This window comes from Vibrio sp. 1180_3 (assembly GCF_029478545.1).
GTDB lineage: Bacteria > Pseudomonadota > Gammaproteobacteria > Enterobacterales > Vibrionaceae > Vibrio > Vibrio aestuarianus.
The window spans coordinates 191,108-211,394 of sequence record NZ_SJFM01000002.1; the positions used below are offsets into that span (position 1 = coordinate 191,108).

Annotated in this window: 23 protein-coding genes and 1 riboswitch; of the genes, 8 read left to right on the forward strand and 15 right to left on the reverse strand. The window is 43.9% G+C overall.

Features of this window, described 5'->3' with window-relative positions; translation table 11 throughout:
- The first annotated feature begins 63 nt into the window (after positions 1-63).
- Both EYW48_RS02520 and EYW48_RS02525 read left to right on the forward strand, forming a co-directional pair.
- Entirely contained in the window at positions 64-411 is a 348-nt protein-coding gene (locus tag EYW48_RS02520) for a gamma-glutamylcyclotransferase (protein WP_053309485.1), read from the forward strand.
- Positions 412-466: 55 nt separating this feature from the next.
- On the forward strand, positions 467-802 hold the full coding sequence (locus EYW48_RS02525) for a DUF2799 domain-containing protein (RefSeq protein ID WP_176245551.1): 336 nt from the start codon (positions 467-469) through the stop codon (positions 800-802).
- Positions 803-865: 63 nt separating this feature from the next.
- Here the strand turns inward: EYW48_RS02525 and ppa are convergent, their stop codons facing one another.
- The gene (ppa, locus tag EYW48_RS02530; RefSeq protein ID WP_277431826.1) at positions 866-1,393 is read right to left on the reverse strand and encodes an inorganic diphosphatase; all 528 of its coding nucleotides are present in this window, start codon (positions 1,391-1,393) and stop codon (positions 866-868) included.
- A 526-nt stretch (positions 1,394-1,919) separates the two neighbouring features.
- Positions 1,920-2,930, reverse strand: a complete 1,011-nt coding sequence (gene fbp, locus EYW48_RS02535) for a class 1 fructose-bisphosphatase (RefSeq protein ID WP_053309482.1) — start codon at positions 2,928-2,930, stop codon at positions 1,920-1,922.
- A gap of 270 nt (positions 2,931-3,200) precedes the next feature.
- Here fbp and mpl point away from each other — a divergent pair, with 270 nt between their 5' ends.
- The 5 genes from mpl (at position 3,201) to thiQ (ending at position 8,788) form a co-directional block, all read left to right on the forward strand.
- Positions 3,201-4,559 carry a UDP-N-acetylmuramate:L-alanyl-gamma-D-glutamyl-meso-diaminopimelate ligase gene (gene mpl / locus EYW48_RS02540; RefSeq protein WP_277431827.1) on the forward strand — a complete coding sequence of 453 codons (1,359 nt, stop codon included), beginning with the start codon at positions 3,201-3,203 and terminating at the stop codon, positions 4,557-4,559.
- Positions 4,560-4,586: 27 nt separating this feature from the next.
- Positions 4,587-5,213, forward strand: coding sequence for a flavin prenyltransferase UbiX (locus EYW48_RS02545; RefSeq protein WP_053309480.1), 627 nt, complete (start codon positions 4,587-4,589; stop codon positions 5,211-5,213).
- Between the two features lie 70 nt (positions 5,214-5,283).
- Positions 5,284-5,402, forward strand: a riboswitch (TPP riboswitch).
- A 65-nt stretch (positions 5,403-5,467) separates the two neighbouring features.
- Positions 5,468-6,460 carry a thiamine ABC transporter substrate binding subunit gene (thiB, locus tag EYW48_RS02550; RefSeq protein WP_277431828.1) on the forward strand — a complete coding sequence of 331 codons (993 nt, stop codon included), beginning with the start codon at positions 5,468-5,470 and terminating at the stop codon, positions 6,458-6,460.
- Between the two features lie 34 nt (positions 6,461-6,494).
- Entirely contained in the window at positions 6,495-8,084 is a 1,590-nt protein-coding gene (gene thiP, locus EYW48_RS02555) for a thiamine/thiamine pyrophosphate ABC transporter permease ThiP (protein WP_171981022.1), read from the forward strand.
- Entirely contained in the window at positions 8,084-8,788 is a 705-nt protein-coding gene (thiQ, locus tag EYW48_RS02560) for a thiamine ABC transporter ATP-binding protein (protein ID WP_277431829.1), read from the forward strand. The genes thiP and thiQ overlap by 1 nt, the downstream gene beginning before the upstream one ends.
- Positions 8,789-8,859: 71 nt before the next feature.
- On the opposite strand, the gene yjgA is transcribed toward thiQ, so the two are convergent.
- Positions 8,860-9,387: a ribosome biogenesis factor YjgA gene (yjgA, locus tag EYW48_RS02565; RefSeq protein ID WP_272956757.1), complete on the reverse strand. Its 528-nt coding sequence runs from the start codon at positions 9,385-9,387 to the stop codon at positions 8,860-8,862.
- 108 nt (positions 9,388-9,495) lie between these two features.
- Between yjgA and pmbA the strand changes: the two genes are divergently transcribed.
- Positions 9,496-10,839 (forward strand): metalloprotease PmbA, encoded by a 1,344-nt coding sequence (gene pmbA / locus EYW48_RS02570; RefSeq protein ID WP_277431830.1) that lies wholly within the window; start codon positions 9,496-9,498, stop codon positions 10,837-10,839.
- A 65-nt stretch (positions 10,840-10,904) separates the two neighbouring features.
- On the opposite strand, the gene mgtE is transcribed toward pmbA, so the two are convergent.
- The 12 genes from mgtE to EYW48_RS02630 form a co-directional block, all read right to left on the reverse strand.
- Complete coding sequence (gene mgtE, locus EYW48_RS02575) at positions 10,905-12,260, reverse strand: magnesium transporter (RefSeq protein ID WP_277431831.1); 1,356 nt, start codon at positions 12,258-12,260, stop codon at positions 10,905-10,907.
- A gap of 149 nt (positions 12,261-12,409) precedes the next feature.
- Complete coding sequence (locus EYW48_RS02580; RefSeq protein WP_053309473.1) at positions 12,410-12,688, reverse strand: HPr family phosphocarrier protein; 279 nt, start codon at positions 12,686-12,688, stop codon at positions 12,410-12,412.
- A 4-nt stretch (positions 12,689-12,692) separates the two neighbouring features.
- Positions 12,693-13,553, reverse strand: a complete 861-nt coding sequence (gene rapZ / locus EYW48_RS02585; protein WP_277431832.1) for an RNase adapter RapZ — start codon at positions 13,551-13,553, stop codon at positions 12,693-12,695.
- 17 nt (positions 13,554-13,570) lie between these two features.
- A complete protein-coding gene (gene ptsN / locus EYW48_RS02590) occupies positions 13,571-14,017 on the reverse strand; it encodes a PTS IIA-like nitrogen regulatory protein PtsN (protein WP_053309471.1) in 447 nt (148 codons plus the stop codon).
- A 2-nt stretch (positions 14,018-14,019) separates the two neighbouring features.
- Entirely contained in the window at positions 14,020-14,307 is a 288-nt protein-coding gene (hpf, locus tag EYW48_RS02595; protein ID WP_053309470.1) for a ribosome hibernation promoting factor, read from the reverse strand.
- A gap of 25 nt (positions 14,308-14,332) precedes the next feature.
- Positions 14,333-15,790, reverse strand: a complete 1,458-nt coding sequence (locus tag EYW48_RS02600; RefSeq protein WP_053309469.1) for an RNA polymerase factor sigma-54 — start codon at positions 15,788-15,790, stop codon at positions 14,333-14,335.
- A 69-nt stretch (positions 15,791-15,859) separates the two neighbouring features.
- Entirely contained in the window at positions 15,860-16,585 is a 726-nt protein-coding gene (gene lptB, locus EYW48_RS02605) for an LPS export ABC transporter ATP-binding protein (protein WP_053309468.1), read from the reverse strand.
- Between the two features lie 2 nt (positions 16,586-16,587).
- A complete protein-coding gene (gene lptA, locus EYW48_RS02610) occupies positions 16,588-17,088 on the reverse strand; it encodes a lipopolysaccharide transport periplasmic protein LptA (RefSeq protein WP_053309467.1) in 501 nt (166 codons plus the stop codon).
- Complete coding sequence (gene lptC / locus EYW48_RS02615) at positions 17,069-17,632, reverse strand: LPS export ABC transporter periplasmic protein LptC (protein WP_053309466.1); 564 nt, start codon at positions 17,630-17,632, stop codon at positions 17,069-17,071. The genes lptA and lptC overlap by 20 nt, the downstream gene beginning before the upstream one ends.
- Positions 17,629-18,186 carry a 3-deoxy-manno-octulosonate-8-phosphatase KdsC gene (gene kdsC / locus EYW48_RS02620; protein WP_053309465.1) on the reverse strand — a complete coding sequence of 186 codons (558 nt, stop codon included), beginning with the start codon at positions 18,184-18,186 and terminating at the stop codon, positions 17,629-17,631. The genes lptC and kdsC overlap by 4 nt, the downstream gene beginning before the upstream one ends.
- Positions 18,186-19,160, reverse strand: coding sequence for an arabinose-5-phosphate isomerase KdsD (kdsD, locus tag EYW48_RS02625; protein WP_171981025.1), 975 nt, complete (start codon positions 19,158-19,160; stop codon positions 18,186-18,188). The genes kdsC and kdsD overlap by 1 nt, the downstream gene beginning before the upstream one ends.
- A gap of 18 nt (positions 19,161-19,178) precedes the next feature.
- Positions 19,179-20,144, reverse strand: coding sequence for a calcium/sodium antiporter (locus EYW48_RS02630; RefSeq protein ID WP_168520921.1), 966 nt, complete (start codon positions 20,142-20,144; stop codon positions 19,179-19,181).
- Positions 20,145-20,287 lie beyond the last annotated feature (143 nt).

The following is a 20,287-nucleotide window of genomic DNA, read 5'->3' on the forward strand; positions in this document are numbered from 1 at the left end:
CGGTACGGAAGTGCCGCGAGTTTTAGCCTGTTAGATAAATCTTAACTTACTAGGGAAAGTAAAATGCAGCATTTGGTCTTTGTATATGGCACGTTGCGCCAAGGTGAAAGCAATCATCATTTTTTGCAGTCTGGTCAAATGCTAGGATCCTTTATAACAGCATCTGAATATGCATTGTATGATTTAGGCGCGTATCCTGGTCTTATAAAAGGCCATCAATCGATTACTGGTGAAGTGTATATGATCGATGAAGCAACGCTCAAGCAGCTCGATATTTTAGAAGATGTTCCTGTGGAATATCGACGAGAAATGATTGATACCCCTTTTGGCCGTGCTTGGGTGTATATCTATCAACAAGTCGGTGACTTAAATTCGCAGATTGATTCTGGGGATTGGTGTCAAAGAGTGTGAACTAATTGGTAAGTGAATCCGTATTATTATGGTGTCTGTGTCAAGGAGGTGTTTTATGAAGCCTATTTTGTTACTACTTACATTTGTGTTATTTGGTTGTGCAGTTCAACCAACTCCGACAACATCAGTGAATAGCGATTGGTTGCAATTTGGTCTGCAGCAGGGAGAGAGAGGACTATTGAAACTCTCAGTTGAAAAATTAGCCACATCGGATGAGCTTTATCTCGCTTATAGCGACGGATACGAGCAAGGAAGAGCGATGTATTGCCAACAAAATGCTTATATACTTGGGGTTATCGGTAAACCGTACTTGGGTGTGTGTGATAAAGACAATGTATTTTTCCAACAAGATTACATATCGGGTCGTCAATCAACCGCTGGTCGATTCTAGTATCTTCAAGAGCCAGTCACTGCTGGCTCTTGCCTTCCTGATACGCAGCGCTTCACTTACAAATTATTGTTGTGCGCGTTCGTAAGACGATAGAATTTCAGCGCGAGCAGCGGCGGCATCTTCCCAGCCATCCACTTTGACCCATTTTCCGGCTTCTAATTCTTTGTAGCGTTCGAAGAATTGGGTGATTTGCGCTTTCAGTAAAGCAGGTAAGTCGTCTACATCTTGAATATGATCGTACTCTTTGGATAATTTTGAATGAGGCACCGCGACAACTTTTGCGTCCTCTCCAGATTCATCGGTCATTTTCAACACACCTACTGGGCGACAACGAATTACTGAACCAGGCATTAGCGGGTAAGGAGTTGGCACCAAGACATCGACTGGGTCACCATCTAATGACAATGTGTGGTTCACATAACCGTAGTTACATGGGTAGAATATCGGGGCTGACATAAAGCGGTCAACAAACACAGCGCCAGATTCTTTATCTACTTCATATTTGATGGGGTCAGCATTGGCTGGGATTTCAATCACTACGTAAAGATCATCAGGTAATGATTTACCCGCAGGTACGTTGTTTAAGCTCATTTGATATTTCCTTTTCAATTATACCAATCGTAGTAAATAACTGTTCATCCTAGCTGGTTAAAATGCTTGATAACTGCGTTAGAATTTTTGATTGTAGAATAACTACTTATCGAAAAATCCTGCCTTGTTCTCAAGCCTTTTTCCTGCGCTATTTCTGATCACTTATTTACTGTGATTGGTATTACTGGACTTGAATCGCTAAATGTTAATAGAAATAACGTATACCCTTCCTACTTGAAGTTGCAGCGGTGTTGGCTACGTTCCCTCACCCCAATCACATAGTTTATCTATGCTCATGGGGATTCACTTACTTGCCGCCTACCTGCAACTTCAAGTGGTTTGGGTATAGAAACTGTAGCGGTAAACACGAAATAGTGTAAACCCATAAGCAAGAGCTTTGTGCCATTCTTCGATGAGGCTGCAGTAGTAGTTACGCTCGCCTACCTGCCACCCCAAGTCGTTTGAGGATAGATGATTTTGGGTAGAAAAAAAGCGCCTGATACTAGGCGCTTGTTTGTCTTGATGATTAATCGCGGTAGCGTTCTATAAACTCTTCTACTTTTCTGACCATGTTTTTTGAGCCGCAGAAAAAAGGAACGCGCTGATGCAATTCTGTTGGTTTGATATCCAAAATACGATTCACACCGTCAGAAGCGATACCGCCAGCTTGTTCAATCAAGAAAGCCATTGGATTACATTCATACAATAAACGTAGCTTACCGTCAGGGTGGCTTTGGGTACTAGGATAGAGATAAACACCGCCTTTCAATAGGTTGCGGTGGAAATCAGAGACTAGCGAACCAATGTAGCGTGACGTATAAGGACGATTTTCCTCAGGTACATTCTCTTGACAGTACTTGATGTACTTCTTCACACCGGTTGGAAAACGAATGTAATTCCCTTCATTGATGGAATAAATTTTACCATCTTCAGAAGTCATCATATTTGGATGAGACAAATAGAAGGTGCCCAGTGAAGGGTCATAAGTAAAGCCATTGACTCCATTACCCGTGGTGTAAACCAACATGGTCGATGAGCCGTATACTACATAGCCTGCCGCTACCTGTTTATGGCCCGGTTGCAAGAAGTCTTCTTGTGTTGGTGGAGTGCCGACCGGTGAAACGCGGCGGTAGATAGAGAAAATAGTGCCCACCGATACGTTAACATCGATATTTGATGAGCCATCGAGAGGGTCCATCAACACTACGTATTTGGCGTTTTTGTTGAGTTCTTTATTGAATGCAACCGCTTCATCTTCTTCTTCACTCGCGACACCACACACTTGGTCACGAGCCTCTAAAGCCGCTTTAAATTTTTCGTTGGCATAAACATCCAGTTTTTGTTGCTCTTCACCTTGGATATTATCGGTACCAACGGCACCAGTAATATCGACAAGACCCGCTTTATTGATTTCTCGGTTGACTATTTTTGCAGCCAAACGAATAGATGACAAAAGGGATGAAAGATCACCGCTTGCGTGGGGGAAGTCATGTTGTTTCTCAACAATAAACTCGCCAAGGGTGCGAATCTCAGGCATGTTATTTCCTTAACATAGATATTTTTGGGGGTATTTTGTTTCGTCGCCCATCCTCTTACTGGAATGTTGCTCGAAACGGGTGACCCGTTTCATAACGTTCGGGTAACAATGCGATTTTAAAGGTTAGATCTTTTTAATGGTAATGAACTAACAGATTGAGATCTCAATTTGTTTGTCGACTTTTTTGAAGTTGCAAACGAGCTCGCTTTTCTTGGTTGGATGGTGATAATGGGGCAATAACTCACAACGCAATGTGCGAGGCTAGGTTTTATGCATATTCATATTCTTGGGATCTGCGGTACATTTATGGGAGGCGCTGCGGTTTTGGCTCGTCAATTAGGCCATAAAGTCACGGGTAGTGATGCCAATGTATACCCCCCAATGAGCACTTTATTAGAGTCTCAAGGTATTGAGATTATCGAAGGGTTTGATCCTGTCCAATTAGAGCCAAAGCCAGATCTGGTGGTGATTGGCAATGCGATGAGCCGTGGTAACCCTTGTGTTGAATATGTGCTGAATAAGAACCTGCGCTATACCTCTGGTCCACAATGGTTACAAGAGTTCCTATTGCATGATCGCTGGGTTCTGGCGGTATCTGGAACACATGGTAAAACCACGACTTCCAGTATGCTCGCGTGGATTTTAGAAGCGTGCGGTTACCAACCGGGATTCTTGGTTGGCGGGGTGCTAGGTAACTTTGGTATTTCTGCCCGTTTAGGTGACAGCATGTTTTTTGTAGTGGAAGCCGACGAATATGACAGTGCTTTTTTTGATAAGCGTTCTAAGTTTGTTCACTACCACCCTAGAACCTTGGTTATGAATAATCTGGAGTTTGATCATGCCGATATTTTTGATGATCTTGAAGCGATCAAGCGTCAATTTCATCATTTAGTGCGTACGGTTCCTGGAAATGGTCGTATCTTTGCACCTCAACAAGATAGCGCATTATCGGATGTTTTAGCTCGTGGCTGTTGGAGCGAAACCGAGTTCACGGGTGAACAAGGTGAATGGAAGGCAGAGAAAATTATCCGTGATGGTTCTCAATTTAACGTTTTCTTGCGCAATGAATTAGTGGGCACAGTCAAATGGGATCTTGTTGGTGATCACAATGTCGATAATGCCTTAATGGCGATTGGCGCTGCGCGTCACGTTGGTGTCACCCCTGATCTTGCTTGTGAAGCGTTAGCTAAGTTCATTAATACCAAACGTCGTTTAGAGCTCAAAGGCGAAGTGAATGAGATTACCGTTTTTGATGATTTTGCTCATCACCCAACGGCGATTGAACTTACCTTGGGCGGTTTACGTAACAAGGTTGGCGATAAGAAAATTATCGCAGTTTTAGAGCCACGTTCGGCGACAATGAAGTTGGGCGTACATAAACAAACCTTGGCGGCATCGTTGCAACAAGCGGACTCCGTTTATCTCTATCAGCCTAATAATATTCCTTGGTCGGTGCAGGATGTTGCAGACCAATGCTCACAACCTGCGTATGTCAATGATGATATTGATGCTTTCGTGGCGCAAATCGCTCATGAAGCTAAGCCGGGTGACCAAATATTGGTGATGAGTAATGGTGGTTTTGAAGGTATTCATAACAAGTTACTGCTTGCTCTGAAGCAAGTCATCTAATATCAGTCGCACAAATGAAATAGAGCTATGACAACAAAACAGAAAACTATCACATTGGCTTTTACTGGCGCTTCAGGGGCTCCTTACGGGCTGCGTTTACTTGAGTGCTTGCTTGCCGCAGATTACCAAGTTTATTTGCTGATCTCATCCGCGGCGCGGGTTGTGCTGGCGACAGAACATGGTTTGAAGTTACCTAGTGGGCCAGAAGCTGCGAAAGCGGCATTGGTTGAACATCTTCATTGTGACGCTGATAAGTTGATTGTTTGCGGTAAAGAAGACTGGTTTTCTCCCGTAGCTTCTGGTTCTGCTGCGCCAAAACAGATGGTGGTGTGTCCTTGCTCTGCAGGCAGTGTGGCCGCGATTGCTCATGGTATGTCGGATAATTTGATCGAACGCGCTGCCGATGTGGTCATGAAAGAGCGTGGACAACTGTTGCTGGTGGTACGCGAAACCCCATTCTCAACTTTGCATCTTGAAAATATGCTCAAACTGTCGCAAATGGGGGTAACGATTATGCCCGCTGCGCCGGGGTTCTATCATCAACCTCAATCCATCGAGGATTTAGTCGACTTTATGGTTGCCCGTATTTTGGATCATCTGGGGGTTGAACAAGGTTTAGTTCCGCGTTGGGGATACGATCAACGCGGTGCATAATTTGCTGAAGTGTAGAAGGTTGTTAGTGATGTAGAGAGTAGCTTATTCGAGCAATTGCAATTACAATCCACCTTACTCAACGGGGAGCAAATCATTCATCTAGTGAATGAAGCTGAGATCAAGTGCGAGCTTGGGACCCGTAAACCTGAACCAGATAATGCTGGCGTAGGAATTGGGTTAGGATTTCAGAATAGGAATAACGGAATATTCTCATCCTCCTCAAGCCTGTGCCGCTCAACCAAGGAGAGCGACCAGTGAAAACCACTTTAAGTGCTATTGCACTTGCTACTATCACCTCTTTCTCAGTGCATGCTGCTGAAAACACGTTAACCGTATATACCTACGATTCTTTTGCTGCCGATTGGGGCCCAGGTCCTGCGATTGAAAAAGCATTTGAAGCACAATGTGGCTGCGATATTAACTTTGTCGCGCTTGATGATGGCGTATCTATTCTTAACCGCTTACGCCTTGAAGGTAACAATACCAAAGCTGATATCGTACTCGGTTTGGATAACAACCTGATGGCAGAAGCCAAGCAGACGGGGCTACTCACCACACACAGTGTTGATACCAGTAGCGTAACCTTACCGAATGGTTGGAGCGATGATACGTTCGTGCCATACGATTATGGTTATTTTGCTTTTGTTTACAACAAAGAGAAGACGACTAACCCACCGAAAAGCTTAAAAGAACTGGTTGAACAACGTGATGATTTGAAAGTCATTTATCAAGATCCACGCACTTCAACACCAGGACAAGGCTTATTGCTGTGGATGAAAACCATATACGGTGATGATGTAAGTGAAGCTTGGCAAAAGTTAGCGAAGAAAACCGTGACGGTGACTAAAGGTTGGTCGGAAGCGTATTCGATGTTTTTAGAAGGTGAGTCTGATCTGGTACTGTCTTATACCACATCTCCGGCTTACCATTTAATTGCTGAAAATGATAACAAATACGCGACAGCCGATTTTACCGAAGGTCATTACATGCAAGTGGAAGTAGCTGCAAAAGTGAAAGGTTCTGCAAACGAGAAATTGGCTGATGAGTTCATGCAGTTTATTTTAAGTGATCAATTCCAATCGGTAATCCCAACCGGAAACTGGATGTATCCAGTCACATCGGTTGAGTTGCCTAAAGGGTTTGAAACTCTCAACGTACCACAAAAAGCACTTACATTTAGCGCGCAAGAGGTGTCTGAAATGCGTAAGCCGTGGATACGAGAATGGCAAAACGCATTAACATTTTAAGGCTATATAAGCTTAAATTAAGGTCACATAAGGTTTGAATTCGATTCCTAAAATCGGCATAGGGGTCGCGATCGTGGTCGCGACCTTTGTTATTTGTGCGCTTGCTGCACTGCTGCTACACGCGCCGAGTCTCAATGTGTTGCAAGTATGGCATGACCCTTATTATCGTCATGTTACCCTATTCAGTTTTTACCAAGCTTCACTCTCAATGCTGCTCAGTGTGGGATTGGCGATTCCAGTGGCACATGCCTTTTACCGCCGCCGCTTTTGGGGGCGCGATTTGATCCTCAAACTGTTTGCCACAACCTTAGTGCTTCCGGTACTGGTAGGGGTCTTTGGTTTGTTGGCTATCTATGGCAATAGCGGCGTATTAGCTTCGTTGCTGGCATGGTTTGATACAAAATTGCCGTTTTCCATCTACGGTTTAAACGGGATTTTACTGGCTCACCTGTTCTTTAACCTTCCTTATGCCAGCCGTTTGTTGCTGCAAGCGTTAGAAACAATTCCAGCAGAACAACATAAGCTGTGCGCACATCTCGGTATGAGCCACTGGCATCAGTTTAAATGGGTTGAATGGCCACGTTTAAGACAACAGCTTCCGCATGTGTGTGGCCTGGTGTTTATGCTTTGCTTTACCAGTTTTGCTACGGTGATGGCGTTAGGTGGTGGACCAAAATCAACCACTATAGAGCTGGCTATCTACCAAGCGATTAAGTTTGATTTTGATCTGCAAGCTGGTGCGTTATTAGCTTTATGGCAAATGCTGTTATGCAGTGTGCTATATCTTTCTATTTCTCGACTGGCAAAGCCTTTGGCGATAAGTGCAGGCCGCAAGCCTGTCGACTATGTAGTGAGCCGAGATAGCCGAAAAGCGAAATATTGGGATGCTGCATGGATCCTCCTATCGTTACTTTTAGTGCTTCCGCCATTGATGATGGTGGTGCTGAGCGGTTTGAATGCGCAGCTTTTTAGTGTGCTGAGTGACGAAAAGTTTTGGCAGGCGCTATTGGCTTCGTTACAAGTGGCGTCATTGGCGAGTATGGTAGCAGTTTGCGCTGGGGTGGCCATTTTAATTACCACCCGCGTTTGGCGTTTAAAGCTGCGTAATCGCCGAGCCGATCATCTTGAATTAGTGGGCACTATTATTTTGGTCACTCCTGGGCTGGTGATTAGCACTGGGCTGTTTTTGTTACTACGAACGTTCACCGATGCTTTTAGTATGGCGTATTGGGTGGTGCTGCTGGTGAATGGCTTAATGGCATTGCCTTATGTGTTGAAAACATTAGCCCAGCCAATGCTGCATAGCGCGCAGCAATACCAACTGCTGTGTGCCAGCCTTGGTATGAAAGGTTGGCAGCGTTTTAAAGTGATTGAACTCAGAGCATTAAGAAAACCTCTGGCTCATGCTTTTGCGATCAGCTTTTTGGTCTCAATGGGGGATTTAAGTGCCATTGCACTTTTTGGTAGCCAAGAATTTAGAACTCTACCGCTTTATCTATTCCAATTGCTAGGCAGTTATCAAATGCAGGCGGCAGCAGTGATTTCTCTCGCTCTATTGGTGTTGAGTGTCGGTTGCTTTGCCATTATCGAACGCTTATTTAGCATCAACTCAAGAGGTCGTTAATGTTAGTACTAAAAGATGTGCAATATGAGTATCAACAGGAATGGTTTGAGTTTTCACTGACAGTGCCGCGAGGAGCGATAGTATCCTTAATGGGGCCTAGTGGTGCAGGTAAATCGACTTTATTGAGTTTGGTGGCGGGGTTTATTGAGCCGAGTCGTGGCGAGATTGAAGTAAGCGCTCAATCGGTGTTAGGTAAAGCGCCTCACTTACGGCCATTTTCGATGCTATTTCAAGAACATAATTTATTTATGCATCTTACTGTGCGCGAAAATATTGGTCTTGGGTTACACCCCGGTTTGAAGTTATCTGCTGAGCAACAGCTTTTGATAGAGCAAGCGGCACAACAGGTGGGAATTGCGAGTCTGTTGGAGCGTTTGCCAGAGCAGCTTTCTGGTGGTCAACGTCAGCGCGTAGCATTAGCGCGTTGTTTTGTTCAATCTCACCCTATATGGCTGCTGGACGAGCCGTTCTCAGCATTAGATCCTCTACTGAGAGAGGAGATGCTTGCGTTAGTTAAGCAGTTAGCTACTGAGCGATGTATTACCGTAGTGATGGTGACACATCATGTTAGTGATGCAAAAGCGATAGCCAGTCATTTTGCGTTTATGGCACAAGGAAAGGTATTAGTTAGTGATGAGATTACCGAGCTTTCAGCGCAACATTCGCATCCTTTACTGAGCGACTTTGTGCGGGCAGGGCAATAGCCTCAGTGATTGGCAGAGATAAAAAACCTCGCATTGTCGCGAGGTTTTTCTAACGTAAAGCAGATTAGAGCTTAAAAAGATTCGTCGTTGTGCTCTTTCAATATTTGGAAGATTTCACGCGACGCTTTTGGTGGCTTGTTGTTTGCTTTTTCTTTGTTAGCTTGACGTGTTAATTGACGCAAGCGTTGGCGATCCATTTCAGGGTAAAGCTCTAGAGCATCTTCGATGGCACTGTCACCTTGCTCAACAATACGGTCACGCAGTTGTTCTAGTTTGTGCAACACCGCGGTGTTTTGTGAGTGCTTGTTACGCAATTTATCCAGTGCGGCTTGAATGGGCTCAGGATCGATCGTGCGCATCATCTTACCAATGAACTGCAATTGACGACGTCGTGCTTCCATATTGAAGCGTTGTGCATCTTTAACGGCATCCATTAGGTCTTCAGACATTGGGATCTTTTTCAGTTGAGATGGTTTCAGCTCAACTAACTCTTCACCAAGCTTTTGCAGCTCAATCATGTCATTTTTCATTTCGGTTTTGCTAACCCAAATGATCTCCTCTTCTTCTTCCCAAGGAGCTTTTTGATTCTTACGCGCCATATTCTTCATCTATTGAGTTATGTATGTCTGCTATTTTAGCAAGAATCGTGGGGAGAAAGCGAAATTCTTGTTATCCTAATGGCATTGATTGCTAAATAAAGATGAAATATGGACGTAAAACAGCAAGTCGCTCAGCAACGTGTTGAGCTTGAAGCTGCGGTTGCCAAAGCTTTAGAGCTAGCTGCCGTGAGTTCCGATGCCGCCGAAGTGGCGATTACCAAAAGCACGGGTTTGAGTGTTTCTACTCGTATGTGCGAAGTCGAGAACGTTGAATTTAATAGTGATGGTGCTTTGGGGATCACCGTTTATCGTGGTCAACGTAAGGGTAGTGCATCAACATCTGATTTAAGTGAAAAAGCAATTCAACAAACGGTTGCCGCCGCGCTGGATATTGCGCTATTCACATCAGAAGATCCATTTGCGGGGCCTGCACCTAAAGAACTAATGGTGCAGAATATTCCAGATTTGGACCTATTTCATCCTGATGAGCCAAACCCAGACATGGCGGCAAAAATTGCCATTGCCGCAGAAGAAAAAGCGTTAGCTTACAGCAGCAAAATTAAGCAAAGTGATGGCGCAAGCTATGACAGCCATTACGGTGTCAAAGTGTATGGTAACAGCCACGGTTTGTTGGCCAGTTACGCATCAAGCCGCCATAGCATCAGTTGTTGTGTGATTGGTGAAGGTAAAAATGGTGAGATGGAACGTGATTACAGCTACACTGTTGCCCGTCACCGTGATGACTTATGGACACCAGAATTTGTCGGTCAACAAGCGGCAGAGAAAACGATTAGCCGTTTAGATGCGCAAAAGCTGAAAACAGGCAAAGTGCCAGTGATGTTTGCTGCTGATGTTGCAACCGGTTTGGTTGGGCATTTAGTGATGGCGATCAGTGGTGGAAACTTGTACCGTAAATCTTCATTTTTGCTCGATAAACTGGGTGAAAAAATCCTGCCAGATTGGTTTAATATTGCCGAAAAACCTCATCTATTGCGCGGTTTGGCATCGAGCCCATTTGATAGTGAAGGGGTCTTTACTCAAGATCGCCAAATCATTACCGATGGCGTGTTATCGACCTATTTGCTAAGTAGCTACGCAGCTCGCAAAATGAACATGACGCCAACCGGCCATGCTGGTGGTATTCATAACTGGTTTGTGAAATCGACAGGCCAGAGTTTTGAACAGATGCTCAAAGAACTAGGCACAGGTTTACTGGTTACTGAAGTAATGGGGCAAGGTGTTAATACCGTTACTGGTGACTATTCACGTGGGGCCGCTGGCTTTTGGGTTGAAAATGGTGAAATTAAGTACCCTGTTTCTGAAATCACGATTGCGGGTAACCTCAAAGAGATGTTCAACCAAATCGTGGCGGTGGGTAGTGATGTTGAAACTCGCTCGCAGATCCAAACGGGTTCTATTTTGCTTGAATCAATGAAAATTGCCGGTGAGTAATCACGAGTAAAAAACAAAAAAAGCTTGGTCGAAACACCAAGCTTTTTTTTTGGCAAATTGGATGATTACATCAAAATTGTAGCTAACCCTAGAAACACCGATAAACCAATCACATCCGTTACGGTCGTTAATGCCATACCACCAGCAAGAGCTGGGTCAATTTTCATCTTCTTCAATAAGATTGGAATGGTCACGCCAGCAATACCGGCAATCAATAAGTTAGTCATCATCGCCGCAGAAATTATGCCGCCAAGTAGCCAATTACCTTTCCACGCAATGACAATACCACCAATGATTGAAGCCCAAAGAACCCCGTTTAAGAAACCAATCGCGGCTTCCTTGAACAGCAATTCTCGTTTGTTACTGTCACCGATATGACCGAGTGCTAAACCGCGAATCACCAAGGCAACGGTCTGATTACCCGCAACGCCTCCCATCGAAGGGACAATCGTCATTAACACAGCAATTGCGGCCATTTGTTCAAGAGTTGCTTCAAACATATTAGAAACAGAAGCGGCTGCCAGTGCTGCCAATACATTGGCTCCGAGCCAAATACTGCGCTTACGTGCAGACTGAACCACAGGAGCGAAGGTATCTTCATCATCATTCATACCGGCCATACTCATCATCGAGTGTTCGGCATCCTCACGAATGACGTCGACCACGTCATCGATGGTAATACGACCGACAAGGTGTTGGTTTTCATCAACAACTGGCGCTGATACCCAGTTACGACGTTCAAACAGGCTCGCCACGTCAGAATCACTAGTATTCACCGAGATGGCTTCATCGGCATCGTCCATCACCTCACTAACCTTAACGTCTGGCTGCGAGGTTAATAGGGTGATGAGAGATAAGTGGCCAATCAGTTTGCGATCTTCATCGATAACATAAAGTGCATCAGTACTTTCTGGTAATTCTGTGTGCATACGCAAATAGCGCAGTACTACATCAATATCGACGTCACCACGAATGGTAATTACGTCGGTATTCATTAAGCCACCGGCAGTATCTTCAGAATATGAGAGCGCCGTTTCGACACGTTCACGATCGGCGCTATCCATTTGTGAAAGAACTTCACGAGATAGGTTATCAGGTAAGCTACGTAAGACGTACGCAACGTCATCGGTATCCATACCTTCGGTGGCTTCAGCGAGTTTTTCCGGAGCCATTTTCGATACTAAAGCATCTTTGACGTCTTCGTTTAGCTCGTCGAGAATTTCACCATAATCTTCGGGATCGGTCAGTTGCCACAGCACTTCACGACTTTTACGCGGTGAGGCTTCTAACAGGTGAGCAATATCTTCTGGCTCCATGTCCTGGAGTTGACGACGGACATGGACAAAACGACCATTTTCTAGCGCTTCGCTGACTTCTTGGAGGGTAAGGTGAGCTTGATCAAATTCAATTTGCTCGGCCATGGTTTCCCCCTACTTGGTATTCTTACAATGTGTTGAATAGTAACTTAATTCTAGGCCTTATTTAATAAGTTCTTATTAAGCGCTGAATTTATTTTTGTTTGGAAAGGGTGAATCATGGTGAGGGATACAAAATAGTGAGTCCGAGTTACTTATTCATCTTCATCAAATTTATGCTCAATTAAAGAACTGACGGCTTCCAGTGCTTGCTCCGCTTGTGAGCCTTCTGCGCTGACGGTTATCGGTTGTCCTTGAGCCGATTCTAGCATCAATAACCCCATAACGCTGTCGGCTGTGGCTTCTTTGCCTTCTTGATTTTTGAGTGTTACAACAGCATCAAAAGATTGAGACAGTTCGACCAGCTTTACTGCCGCACGAGCATGGAGACCTAAACGATTTTGGATTAAAACAGTTTTACTCAGTAGCGGCATGCGATCAGTCCTGCTGTTTTTCTAAGGAAGTGTGGCGGATCTGTACCTGATGACCTAATTGAGAGAAATATTCCCCAATCTGTTGTGTCAGATACACAGAACGATGTTTACCACCAGTACAACCTATGGCAATGGTCAAATAGCTACGGTTATTTTTTTCTAGCATAGGCAGCCAGTATTCAACGAATTTCTGGATTTGCTGTTTAAGCTCCATCACTTCACTGTGACCTTCAAGAAAAGACTTGATAGGGGCATCTAAACCTGTGAGTGGCCTGAGTGCGGGTTCCCAATGTGGGTTTGGTAAGAATCGCACATCAAACACATAATCAGCATCACTCGGTAAACCATATTTAAAGCCGAAAGATTGAAACACCATGACTAAATCTTTTCGCTCACGCCCTTCAATGCGCATGCGAACGGTTTCGCTTAACTCGTGTAAAGATTGATTACTGCTATCAAGAACTAAATCTGCTTGTTCTTTTAGTGGTGCAAGTAACTCTTTCTCTAGCTCAATGGCCTGAGCTAAAGATGGTTTATTTGAGTTGAGTGACAGCGGGTGAATACGACGTGTTTCACTGTAGCGTTTTAATAAGGTTTCTTTGCTCGCATCGAGAAATAGAACACTGACATCGTTATTTTGTTTAAGCTTCTCTAACACATCGCTGACTAGAGTCGGCTCTTGGGGAAGGTTGCGGATATCAATGCTCACCGCCACATTTTGTTTGCTATCTTGGACGGCTTGAATAAAGGGATCTAACAAGTTTACTGGCAGGTTGTCGACACAGTAGTAGCCGAGATCTTCCAATACACGTAGTGCAACACTTTTACCTGCGCCAGATTGACCACTGACAACGATTAAACGCATAGTTTTGGGCTCGATGATTAATGGTTAGTCATAATGTCGTACAGCTCTTGGTCGCTTTGAGCGCTTCGTAGCTGCTTTAAAACTTGTTTGTCATTCAAACGTTCTGCCATGCACGAAAGGGTTTTTAGATGCTCTTTACATTGATCTTCAGGAACAAGTAGAGCAAAAAGTAGGTCGACAGGACGATTATCAATAGCATCAAACTCAATAGGCGTATCGCATTGTAAAAGTACAGCGATAGCGTTGTCACTGGCCGTCATTCGAGCATGAGGAATAGCGATGCCATTACCAATGCCTGTACTGCCCATTTTTTCTCGGCTGAGCATACATTCAAAGAGTTCGGTGGAGCTTTGGCCTGAATGTTCGGCAGCGATTTCGCTGATGATTTCTAAGGCTCTTTTTTTACTGGTACATTGGACTGCACTTTTTGTGCAGTCCAATGAAAGTACTTCGCGTAATTGCATGATTAATGACTACTTAGCTTTTCTTTATGCTTGTTGAGTTGTCTGACAAGTTTATCCACGAGGCTATCGATGGCGGCATACATACTTTCGTTATCAGCCGTGGCGTGGATATCACCTTGATTTATGTGGAGCGTAGCTTCAGCGATCTGGTTTACTTTTTCAACACGTAAAACGACCTGAATGGTGTTTATGTGATCAAAAAATCGCTCAAGTTTTTGAAACTTCGAGTTAACATAGTCTTGCATTGAATCGGTTAGATCAATGTGATGGGCATTAATATTGATTTGCATAGACTTTCCTTCTCTTTTTTGTGCCTTATAGTAGGCGTTTGCGCTGACTCGATGGAGCAATCCCCAATGATTCACGGTATTTAGCTATCGTCCTTCGAGCTACCTGAATTCCTTGGTCAGCGAGTAGATCTGCAATTTTACTGTCGCTTAATGGTTTTACTGTATTTTCAGCTGCCACCAATTTCTTAATGAGCGCTCTTATTGCAGTTGATGAACACTCTCCTCCATTGTCGGTACTGACGTGACTGGAGAAGAAGTATTTCAATTCGAAAATACCGCGCGGAGTATGCATGTACTTCTGTGTTGTCACCCGAGAAATGGTGGACTCATGCATTTCTACCGCTAAAGCAACGTCATTGAGTACCATCGGTTTCATGGCTTCTTCGCCATACTCAAAGAAATCACGTTGATGTTCAACAATACATTTGGCCACTTTGAGTAGTGTTTCATTTCTACTCTCTAAACTCTTGATGAGCCATTTTGCTTCTTGTAAATTGCTGCGAATATAGTTGCTGTCAGCACTATTTCCCTTACCTAAAGCAGCATATTGTTGATTGATTTTCAGTTTTGGCACACTGTCAGGGTTGATGGTGACTACCCATTTCCCATGGTCTTTATACACAGAGACATCGGGTACGACGTATTCTGCATGTTCAGTCGAAATGTTGTTACCTGGTCTTGGGTCGAGTTGCTGAATCAGTTGTAAGATGTCGCGTAGTTCATCTTCTTTTAGTTTGGTCTCTTTTAAGATCAGCTTATAGTCACGGTTACCAAGTAAATCAATATGTTGAGTGAGTAGCTGTTTGGCTTCTTCTAACCAAGGTGTGTCGGTTGGATAAGTGGCGAGTTGTAAAAGCAAACAGTCTTGTAGATTGATCGAACCAACCCCTAATGGGTCGAATTGTTGGATGCGTTTACGAACCGCTTCAATTTCATCTAATTCAATCTCTTCATCGGCAAAGCTTTCTAAAATGTCGTCAAGAGAAACGGTAAGGTAACCATAGTCATCAATAGCATCAATGAGTGCTAAGGCGATGCTTCTATCGGTGTCACTAAACGGGGTTAGGTCGAGTTGCCAAAGTAGATAGTCTTGTAGAGTTTGAGTGGTTTCACCTTGATAAACAGGCATGTCGTCGTCAAGAGCAATCCCTGTGCTACCGGTATTGGCACTGTATACATCATCCCAAGTAGTGTCGATTTCCAGTTCATTACTAATTTCTGATTTTTCAATCAAATCTGAGCTGTCTTGAGTCTCTACTTCAACAGGTTCAGCACTGACTTCTGTCTCCTCACCACGTTGAGCTTCAGCCGTTGCACCTTCGTCATAAGCCTCTTCAACATCCAATAATGGATTTGATTCAAGGGCTTCTTGGATCTCTTGTTGCAGATCTAACGTTGACAGCTGCAACAAACGAATCGCTTGTTGTAACTGAGGTGTCATTGCTAATTGTTGGCCTAGCTTTAGTTGTAATGAGGGTTTCATTCAGCGTTGGTTACCTTGTTATTTTTAGAATTGATGTCACTCTCTACTTAATCATAGACGGAATTTGAATCAGAGACGGAATTGTTCGCCGAGATAAACCTGTTTTACTTCATCATTATTAAGCACGTCATTCGGCGTGCCTTCTGCGATTAAACGTCCTTGGCTTACAATATAGGCTTTTTCACATACATCCAATGTTTCTCGAACGTTATGGTCGGTAATTAGAACGCCTAAACCACGATCACGCAGATGTTCGATAATCTTTTTAATATCGATAACCGAGATAGGGTCAACACCAGCAAAAGGCTCATCAAGCAAAATGAATTGTGGGTTTGCAGCGAGAGCACGCGCAATTTCAACACGACGACGTTCACCACCGGACAACGCCATACCTGCGCTGTGACGAATATGTTGAATGTGGAACTCTTCAAGTAAGTCTTCTAGTTTGTCCTGACGCTGCTCGCGGGTCATTTCTTCACGAGTTTCTAATACAGCCATGATGTTATCTTCCACCGACAATTTGCGGAAAATAGAGGCCTCTTGTGGTAAGTAGCCTATCCCTAAGCGTGAACGGCTATGCATTGGTAGAATACTAATGTCTTGATCATCAATGCTAATTTTGCCTTCATCGCGCGCGACAAGGCCGACGATCATGTAGAACGATGTCGTTTTCCCTGCACCGTTCGGACCAAGCAGCCCCACGATTTGCCCTGATTCCACTTGTAAACTTACATCGGAAACCACTTTGCGTTTTTTATAGCTTTTCGCTAAATGTTCTGCTTTGAGTATGGCCATAATTATTCTTGAGTTTTCGTCGCTTGTGGTTGAAGTACCGTCGAAACTCTTTCGTTAGAGTTACCGTCAGCCATCAGTTTTTGTGATGAAATTTTGTAACGAATCTTGGTGCCACGGATGATGCTATCATCTTGTGAAAGCATTGCTTGATCTATCATGGTTAGTTGGTCATCAACCATTTTGTAATACAGCTCTTTCGCTTCACCGTACAAGGTTTTACCGTCATCGGTTAACTGTGAAAATGTAGCGAGATCACCGTATCCTTCAATTTCTTGAATGGTGCCATCTTTTGGATCACGGATCACAATCACTTTGTCCGCATTCATATTGATGCTGCCTTGTTTAAGCTTCACATCACCAAGAAAAGTAACGCGATTACTTTTCATGTCGAGTTGTTGGCTGTCAGAATCAATATAAACTGGTTGTTGGCTGTCTGTTGCCAGTGCCAAGGCGTTGCCAGAAATAGCGAAACAAGCAATAAGACTAAGGTGTGAGAGTTTCATATCTACCTTGTACATGGTTATAAAGAACAGCGTCGTTTTCAGCAAAATTGCCTTTCATCGCCTGTCCTGTTGTTTCAAATTGCGGTCCAACCAAGTCGACTTGGTTATCAGCCCAAAAATCTCGATTATCCAGTTGAATACTCATCTTAATGGTAGAGAGCGTATCAAAACCAGAATCAGGTAATAGGTTTTTTGCAAGCACATCGTCATAAAGTGTTAGTACATGCTCTTCATCTAACACACCACGTTTAGCGGTAATTTCCCATTCTTGAGTAGTGCCTTCACGGAACACTTTTAAGATCGGATATTGAAAAATAGTATCGCCACTTTTTGAGTAATGATCTAAATGCGTAGATAGGATTACGTAGCTGCGAATACCTTGCTCGTTGTACGAGACATTGTCGAGGTTTTTTCCGCTAAACAAAGGCAGTTCCAAGTTGGGTGCAACTTGAATATCAGGTTTTTGCTCTTTATCGAGTAAATAATATGCAGACCAAGATGTGATAAAAATCAATATCACATAGAGGACTCGAGACAAACTCATATGCTTAAGCCTTTGTGTACTTCTAACTCGTTACGTGCTTGCAAAATCAAATCGCACACTTCACGTACCGCACCATGACCACCTTTAATTGTAGTGATGTAGTTTGCTTTTTGGAGCAGTAATGGGTGTCCATCAGCCACACAAACCTTAAGTGCGACTTTTTCCATTACAGGCCAATCAATCAGATCATCACCAATATAGCCAGTATATTCTGGTGATATATTCAACTTCTGACAAATATCTTGATAGGCTTTTACTTTATCATCTTGGCCCTGATAGATCAGTTTGATGCCTAAAGCAGTCATGCGGTTTTCGACAATCTGCGACTGCCGACCAGTGATTATTGCGATTTCGATCCCCGCATTCATCAACGATTTCACACCGTAGCCATCACGAGTATGGAAGGTTTTTAGTTCTTCACCTTGATTACCCATATACACTAAACCATCAGAGAATACGCCATCCACATCACAAATCAGCAGTTTGATTTGTTTGGCGATATTCAAGATGTCTTGAGATACCGTACCATAGGGAGTATTAACCATCGTTGTCATTACATGACTCCTGCTTTTAGTAAATCATGCATGTTCAGCGCCCCCACCAGTTTACCGTTTTCACACAGCATCAAACCATTAATTCGTTTATCTTGCATCAAGTTTAACCCTTCAACTGCAAGCATATTGGGTTCGGCAACTGTCGGTTTTTGTGTCATGACTTCACTGATAGTCGCGCTATGAATGTCAATGCGTTTATCCAAAATACGGCGCAAATCGCCATCGGTAAAAATCCCGATAAGCTGCATCTTTGCATCGACAATTGCGGTCATACCTAAGCCCTTTTGGCTGATCTCTAGCAGTGCATCTCGAATCAATGCCTGTGGCTGAACGATGGGAAGGGCTGCACCTGTATGCATGATATCGGACAGTTTTAGTAATAGTTTACGTCCCAATGCTCCGCCCGGGTGAGACAGCGCAAAATCTTCAGCGGTAAAACCGCGTGCCTGTAATAGTGCAACGGCGAGTGCATCACCCATTACAAGTGTTGCGGTAGTACTCGAGGTCGGTGCTAAGCCGAGCGGGCATGCTTCTTCTGGTACGGTAATTTGTAGGTGCAGGTCAGCCAGTTTTGCCATGTTTGACTGTGGGTTACCTGTCATGCTGATAATACGAATATTGAGGCGCTTTAAGACCGGGATGAGCGATAAAATTTCTGAAGATTCTCCAGAGTTGGAAATTGCGATAACGATATCGCCACGCTCGATCATGCCAAGGTCACCGTGTGAAGCTTCTCCTGGGTGCACAAAAAAAGCAGATGTGCCCGTACTGGCGAGCGTAGCGGCTATTTTCTTACCGATGTGACCTGATTTCCCCATCCCCATGACGACAACTTTACCGTGACTGTTGTCCAAAATCATCTCACAGGCATGGCAGAATTCATCATTAAAGTACTGCTCTAACTGTTGTAAGGCGGCAACTTCAGTGGCAAGTACTTGCTTGGCAACACTGCGATAATCAAACTGATTCGACATCCTAAACTCCAGAATTGGTTAAGCGGTCATATTCATAAGTAGGTAAGCTTGGTACCCGATAAAGGTCAGTAGCAAAACGCCACCTTCTAAGCGGTTGATACTACGAGATTTACCTAAAGCCATAATAACAAGTAGCAAGGATACGCCAAGCATGACCCAAAAATCACGCCCCATAGCATATTCACTGAGCATGGAAGGATTAATAAGACCTGGTATGCCCATCACCGCTAGAATATTGAAAACGTTGGAGCCAATAATGTTGCCTACCGCCATATCATCTTCGCCCTTCAGCACACTAGCTAGCGAAGCGGCGAGCTCAGGTAAGCTCGTTCCGACAGCAATGATCGTTAAACCAATAACTAGATCACTCATACCGAAGTATTTCGCAATGATCACCGCGTTATCGACCAGGACGCTTGCGGCAATCGGGAGAATAATAAGGCCAACGACGACCCACATTGCCGCTTTTAAATTACTGACACCTTGTGGAATCTCTGACTCTTGATCATCTAATAACGTGTCGCCATTTTTTTGTTCGTTACGGCTAATGCGCAGCATCGCAAGAATAAACGCAGCAAAAAGAACGAACAGTAGTGCGCCTTCGTAAAAGCCTAAATGATTATCCCAAAGCAGAGCGCCAGACAGTAATGTGACTCCAATCATCAGTGGTAGTTCACGACGAATAACGGGCGAACTTACTGACAGCGGTTTAATTAATGCGGTAATACCAAGAATAAGAGCAATATTGGCAATGTTGGAGCCTAGTACATTGCCGACGGCGGTATCTGTTTTGCCTTCTAATGCCGCAGTGGCTGATACCATCATTTCAGGTGCAGAAGAGCCCATCGCAAGAATCGTCATACCGATAACTAAAGGTGATATTCCCACGTTGCGCGCCAAGGCTGCTGCACCAAATACCAACTTGTCTGCGCTCCAAACTAAGAAAACCAAACCTACACTGAGAAACACAATGGCTTCGATCATGATGATACCTAACTAATGAAATGAATGAAAAAACGAGACAATTAACCGCTAATTTTGACGTGTTGGCTACTAAAAGGGAAGTCGAAGATCTAATTAATTACGTTCAATGAGGTGTTTACTTGTGTATCCATCATTAAATTATG

Coding starts and splice junctions, on each gene's coding strand:
- ppa (WP_277431826.1), bottom strand. CDS start 1,393: ATGAGCTTAAACAACGTACCTGCGGGTAAATCATTACCTGATGATCTT.
- lptB (WP_053309468.1), bottom strand. CDS start 16,585: ATGGCCATACTCAAAGCAGAACATTTAGCGAAAAGCTATAAAAAACGC.
- EYW48_RS02525 (WP_176245551.1), top strand. CDS start 467: ATGAAGCCTATTTTGTTACTACTTACATTTGTGTTATTTGGTTGTGCA.
- fbp (WP_053309482.1), bottom strand. CDS start 2,930: ATGCCTGAGATTCGCACCCTTGGCGAGTTTATTGTTGAGAAACAACAT.
- lptC (WP_053309466.1), bottom strand. CDS start 17,632: ATGAGTTTGTCTCGAGTCCTCTATGTGATATTGATTTTTATCACATCT.
- EYW48_RS02580 (WP_053309473.1), bottom strand. CDS start 12,688: ATGCCGCTACTGAGTAAAACTGTTTTAATCCAAAATCGTTTAGGTCTC.
- hpf (WP_053309470.1), bottom strand. CDS start 14,307: ATGCAAATCAATATTAATGCCCATCACATTGATCTAACCGATTCAATG.
- EYW48_RS02630 (WP_168520921.1), bottom strand. CDS start 20,144: ATGATCGAAGCCATTGTGTTTCTCAGTGTAGGTTTGGTTTTCTTAGTT.
- EYW48_RS02545 (WP_053309480.1), top strand. CDS start 4,587: ATGACAACAAAACAGAAAACTATCACATTGGCTTTTACTGGCGCTTCA.
- mpl (WP_277431827.1), top strand. CDS start 3,201: ATGCATATTCATATTCTTGGGATCTGCGGTACATTTATGGGAGGCGCT.
- EYW48_RS02520 (WP_053309485.1), top strand. CDS start 64: ATGCAGCATTTGGTCTTTGTATATGGCACGTTGCGCCAAGGTGAAAGC.
- rapZ (WP_277431832.1), bottom strand. CDS start 13,553: ATGCGTTTAATCGTTGTCAGTGGTCAATCTGGCGCAGGTAAAAGTGTT.
- ptsN (WP_053309471.1), bottom strand. CDS start 14,017: ATGCAATTACGCGAAGTACTTTCATTGGACTGCACAAAAAGTGCAGTC.
- thiQ (WP_277431829.1), top strand. CDS start 8,084: ATGTTAGTACTAAAAGATGTGCAATATGAGTATCAACAGGAATGGTTT.
- kdsC (WP_053309465.1), bottom strand. CDS start 18,186: ATGACAACGATGGTTAATACTCCCTATGGTACGGTATCTCAAGACATC.
- lptA (WP_053309467.1), bottom strand. CDS start 17,088: ATGAAACTCTCACACCTTAGTCTTATTGCTTGTTTCGCTATTTCTGGC.
- mgtE (WP_277431831.1), bottom strand. CDS start 12,260: ATGGCCGAGCAAATTGAATTTGATCAAGCTCACCTTACCCTCCAAGAA.
- kdsD (WP_171981025.1), bottom strand. CDS start 19,160: ATGTCGAATCAGTTTGATTATCGCAGTGTTGCCAAGCAAGTACTTGCC.
- EYW48_RS02600 (WP_053309469.1), bottom strand. CDS start 15,790: ATGAAACCCTCATTACAACTAAAGCTAGGCCAACAATTAGCAATGACA.
- pmbA (WP_277431830.1), top strand. CDS start 9,496: ATGGACGTAAAACAGCAAGTCGCTCAGCAACGTGTTGAGCTTGAAGCT.
- yjgA (WP_272956757.1), bottom strand. CDS start 9,387: ATGGCGCGTAAGAATCAAAAAGCTCCTTGGGAAGAAGAAGAGGAGATC.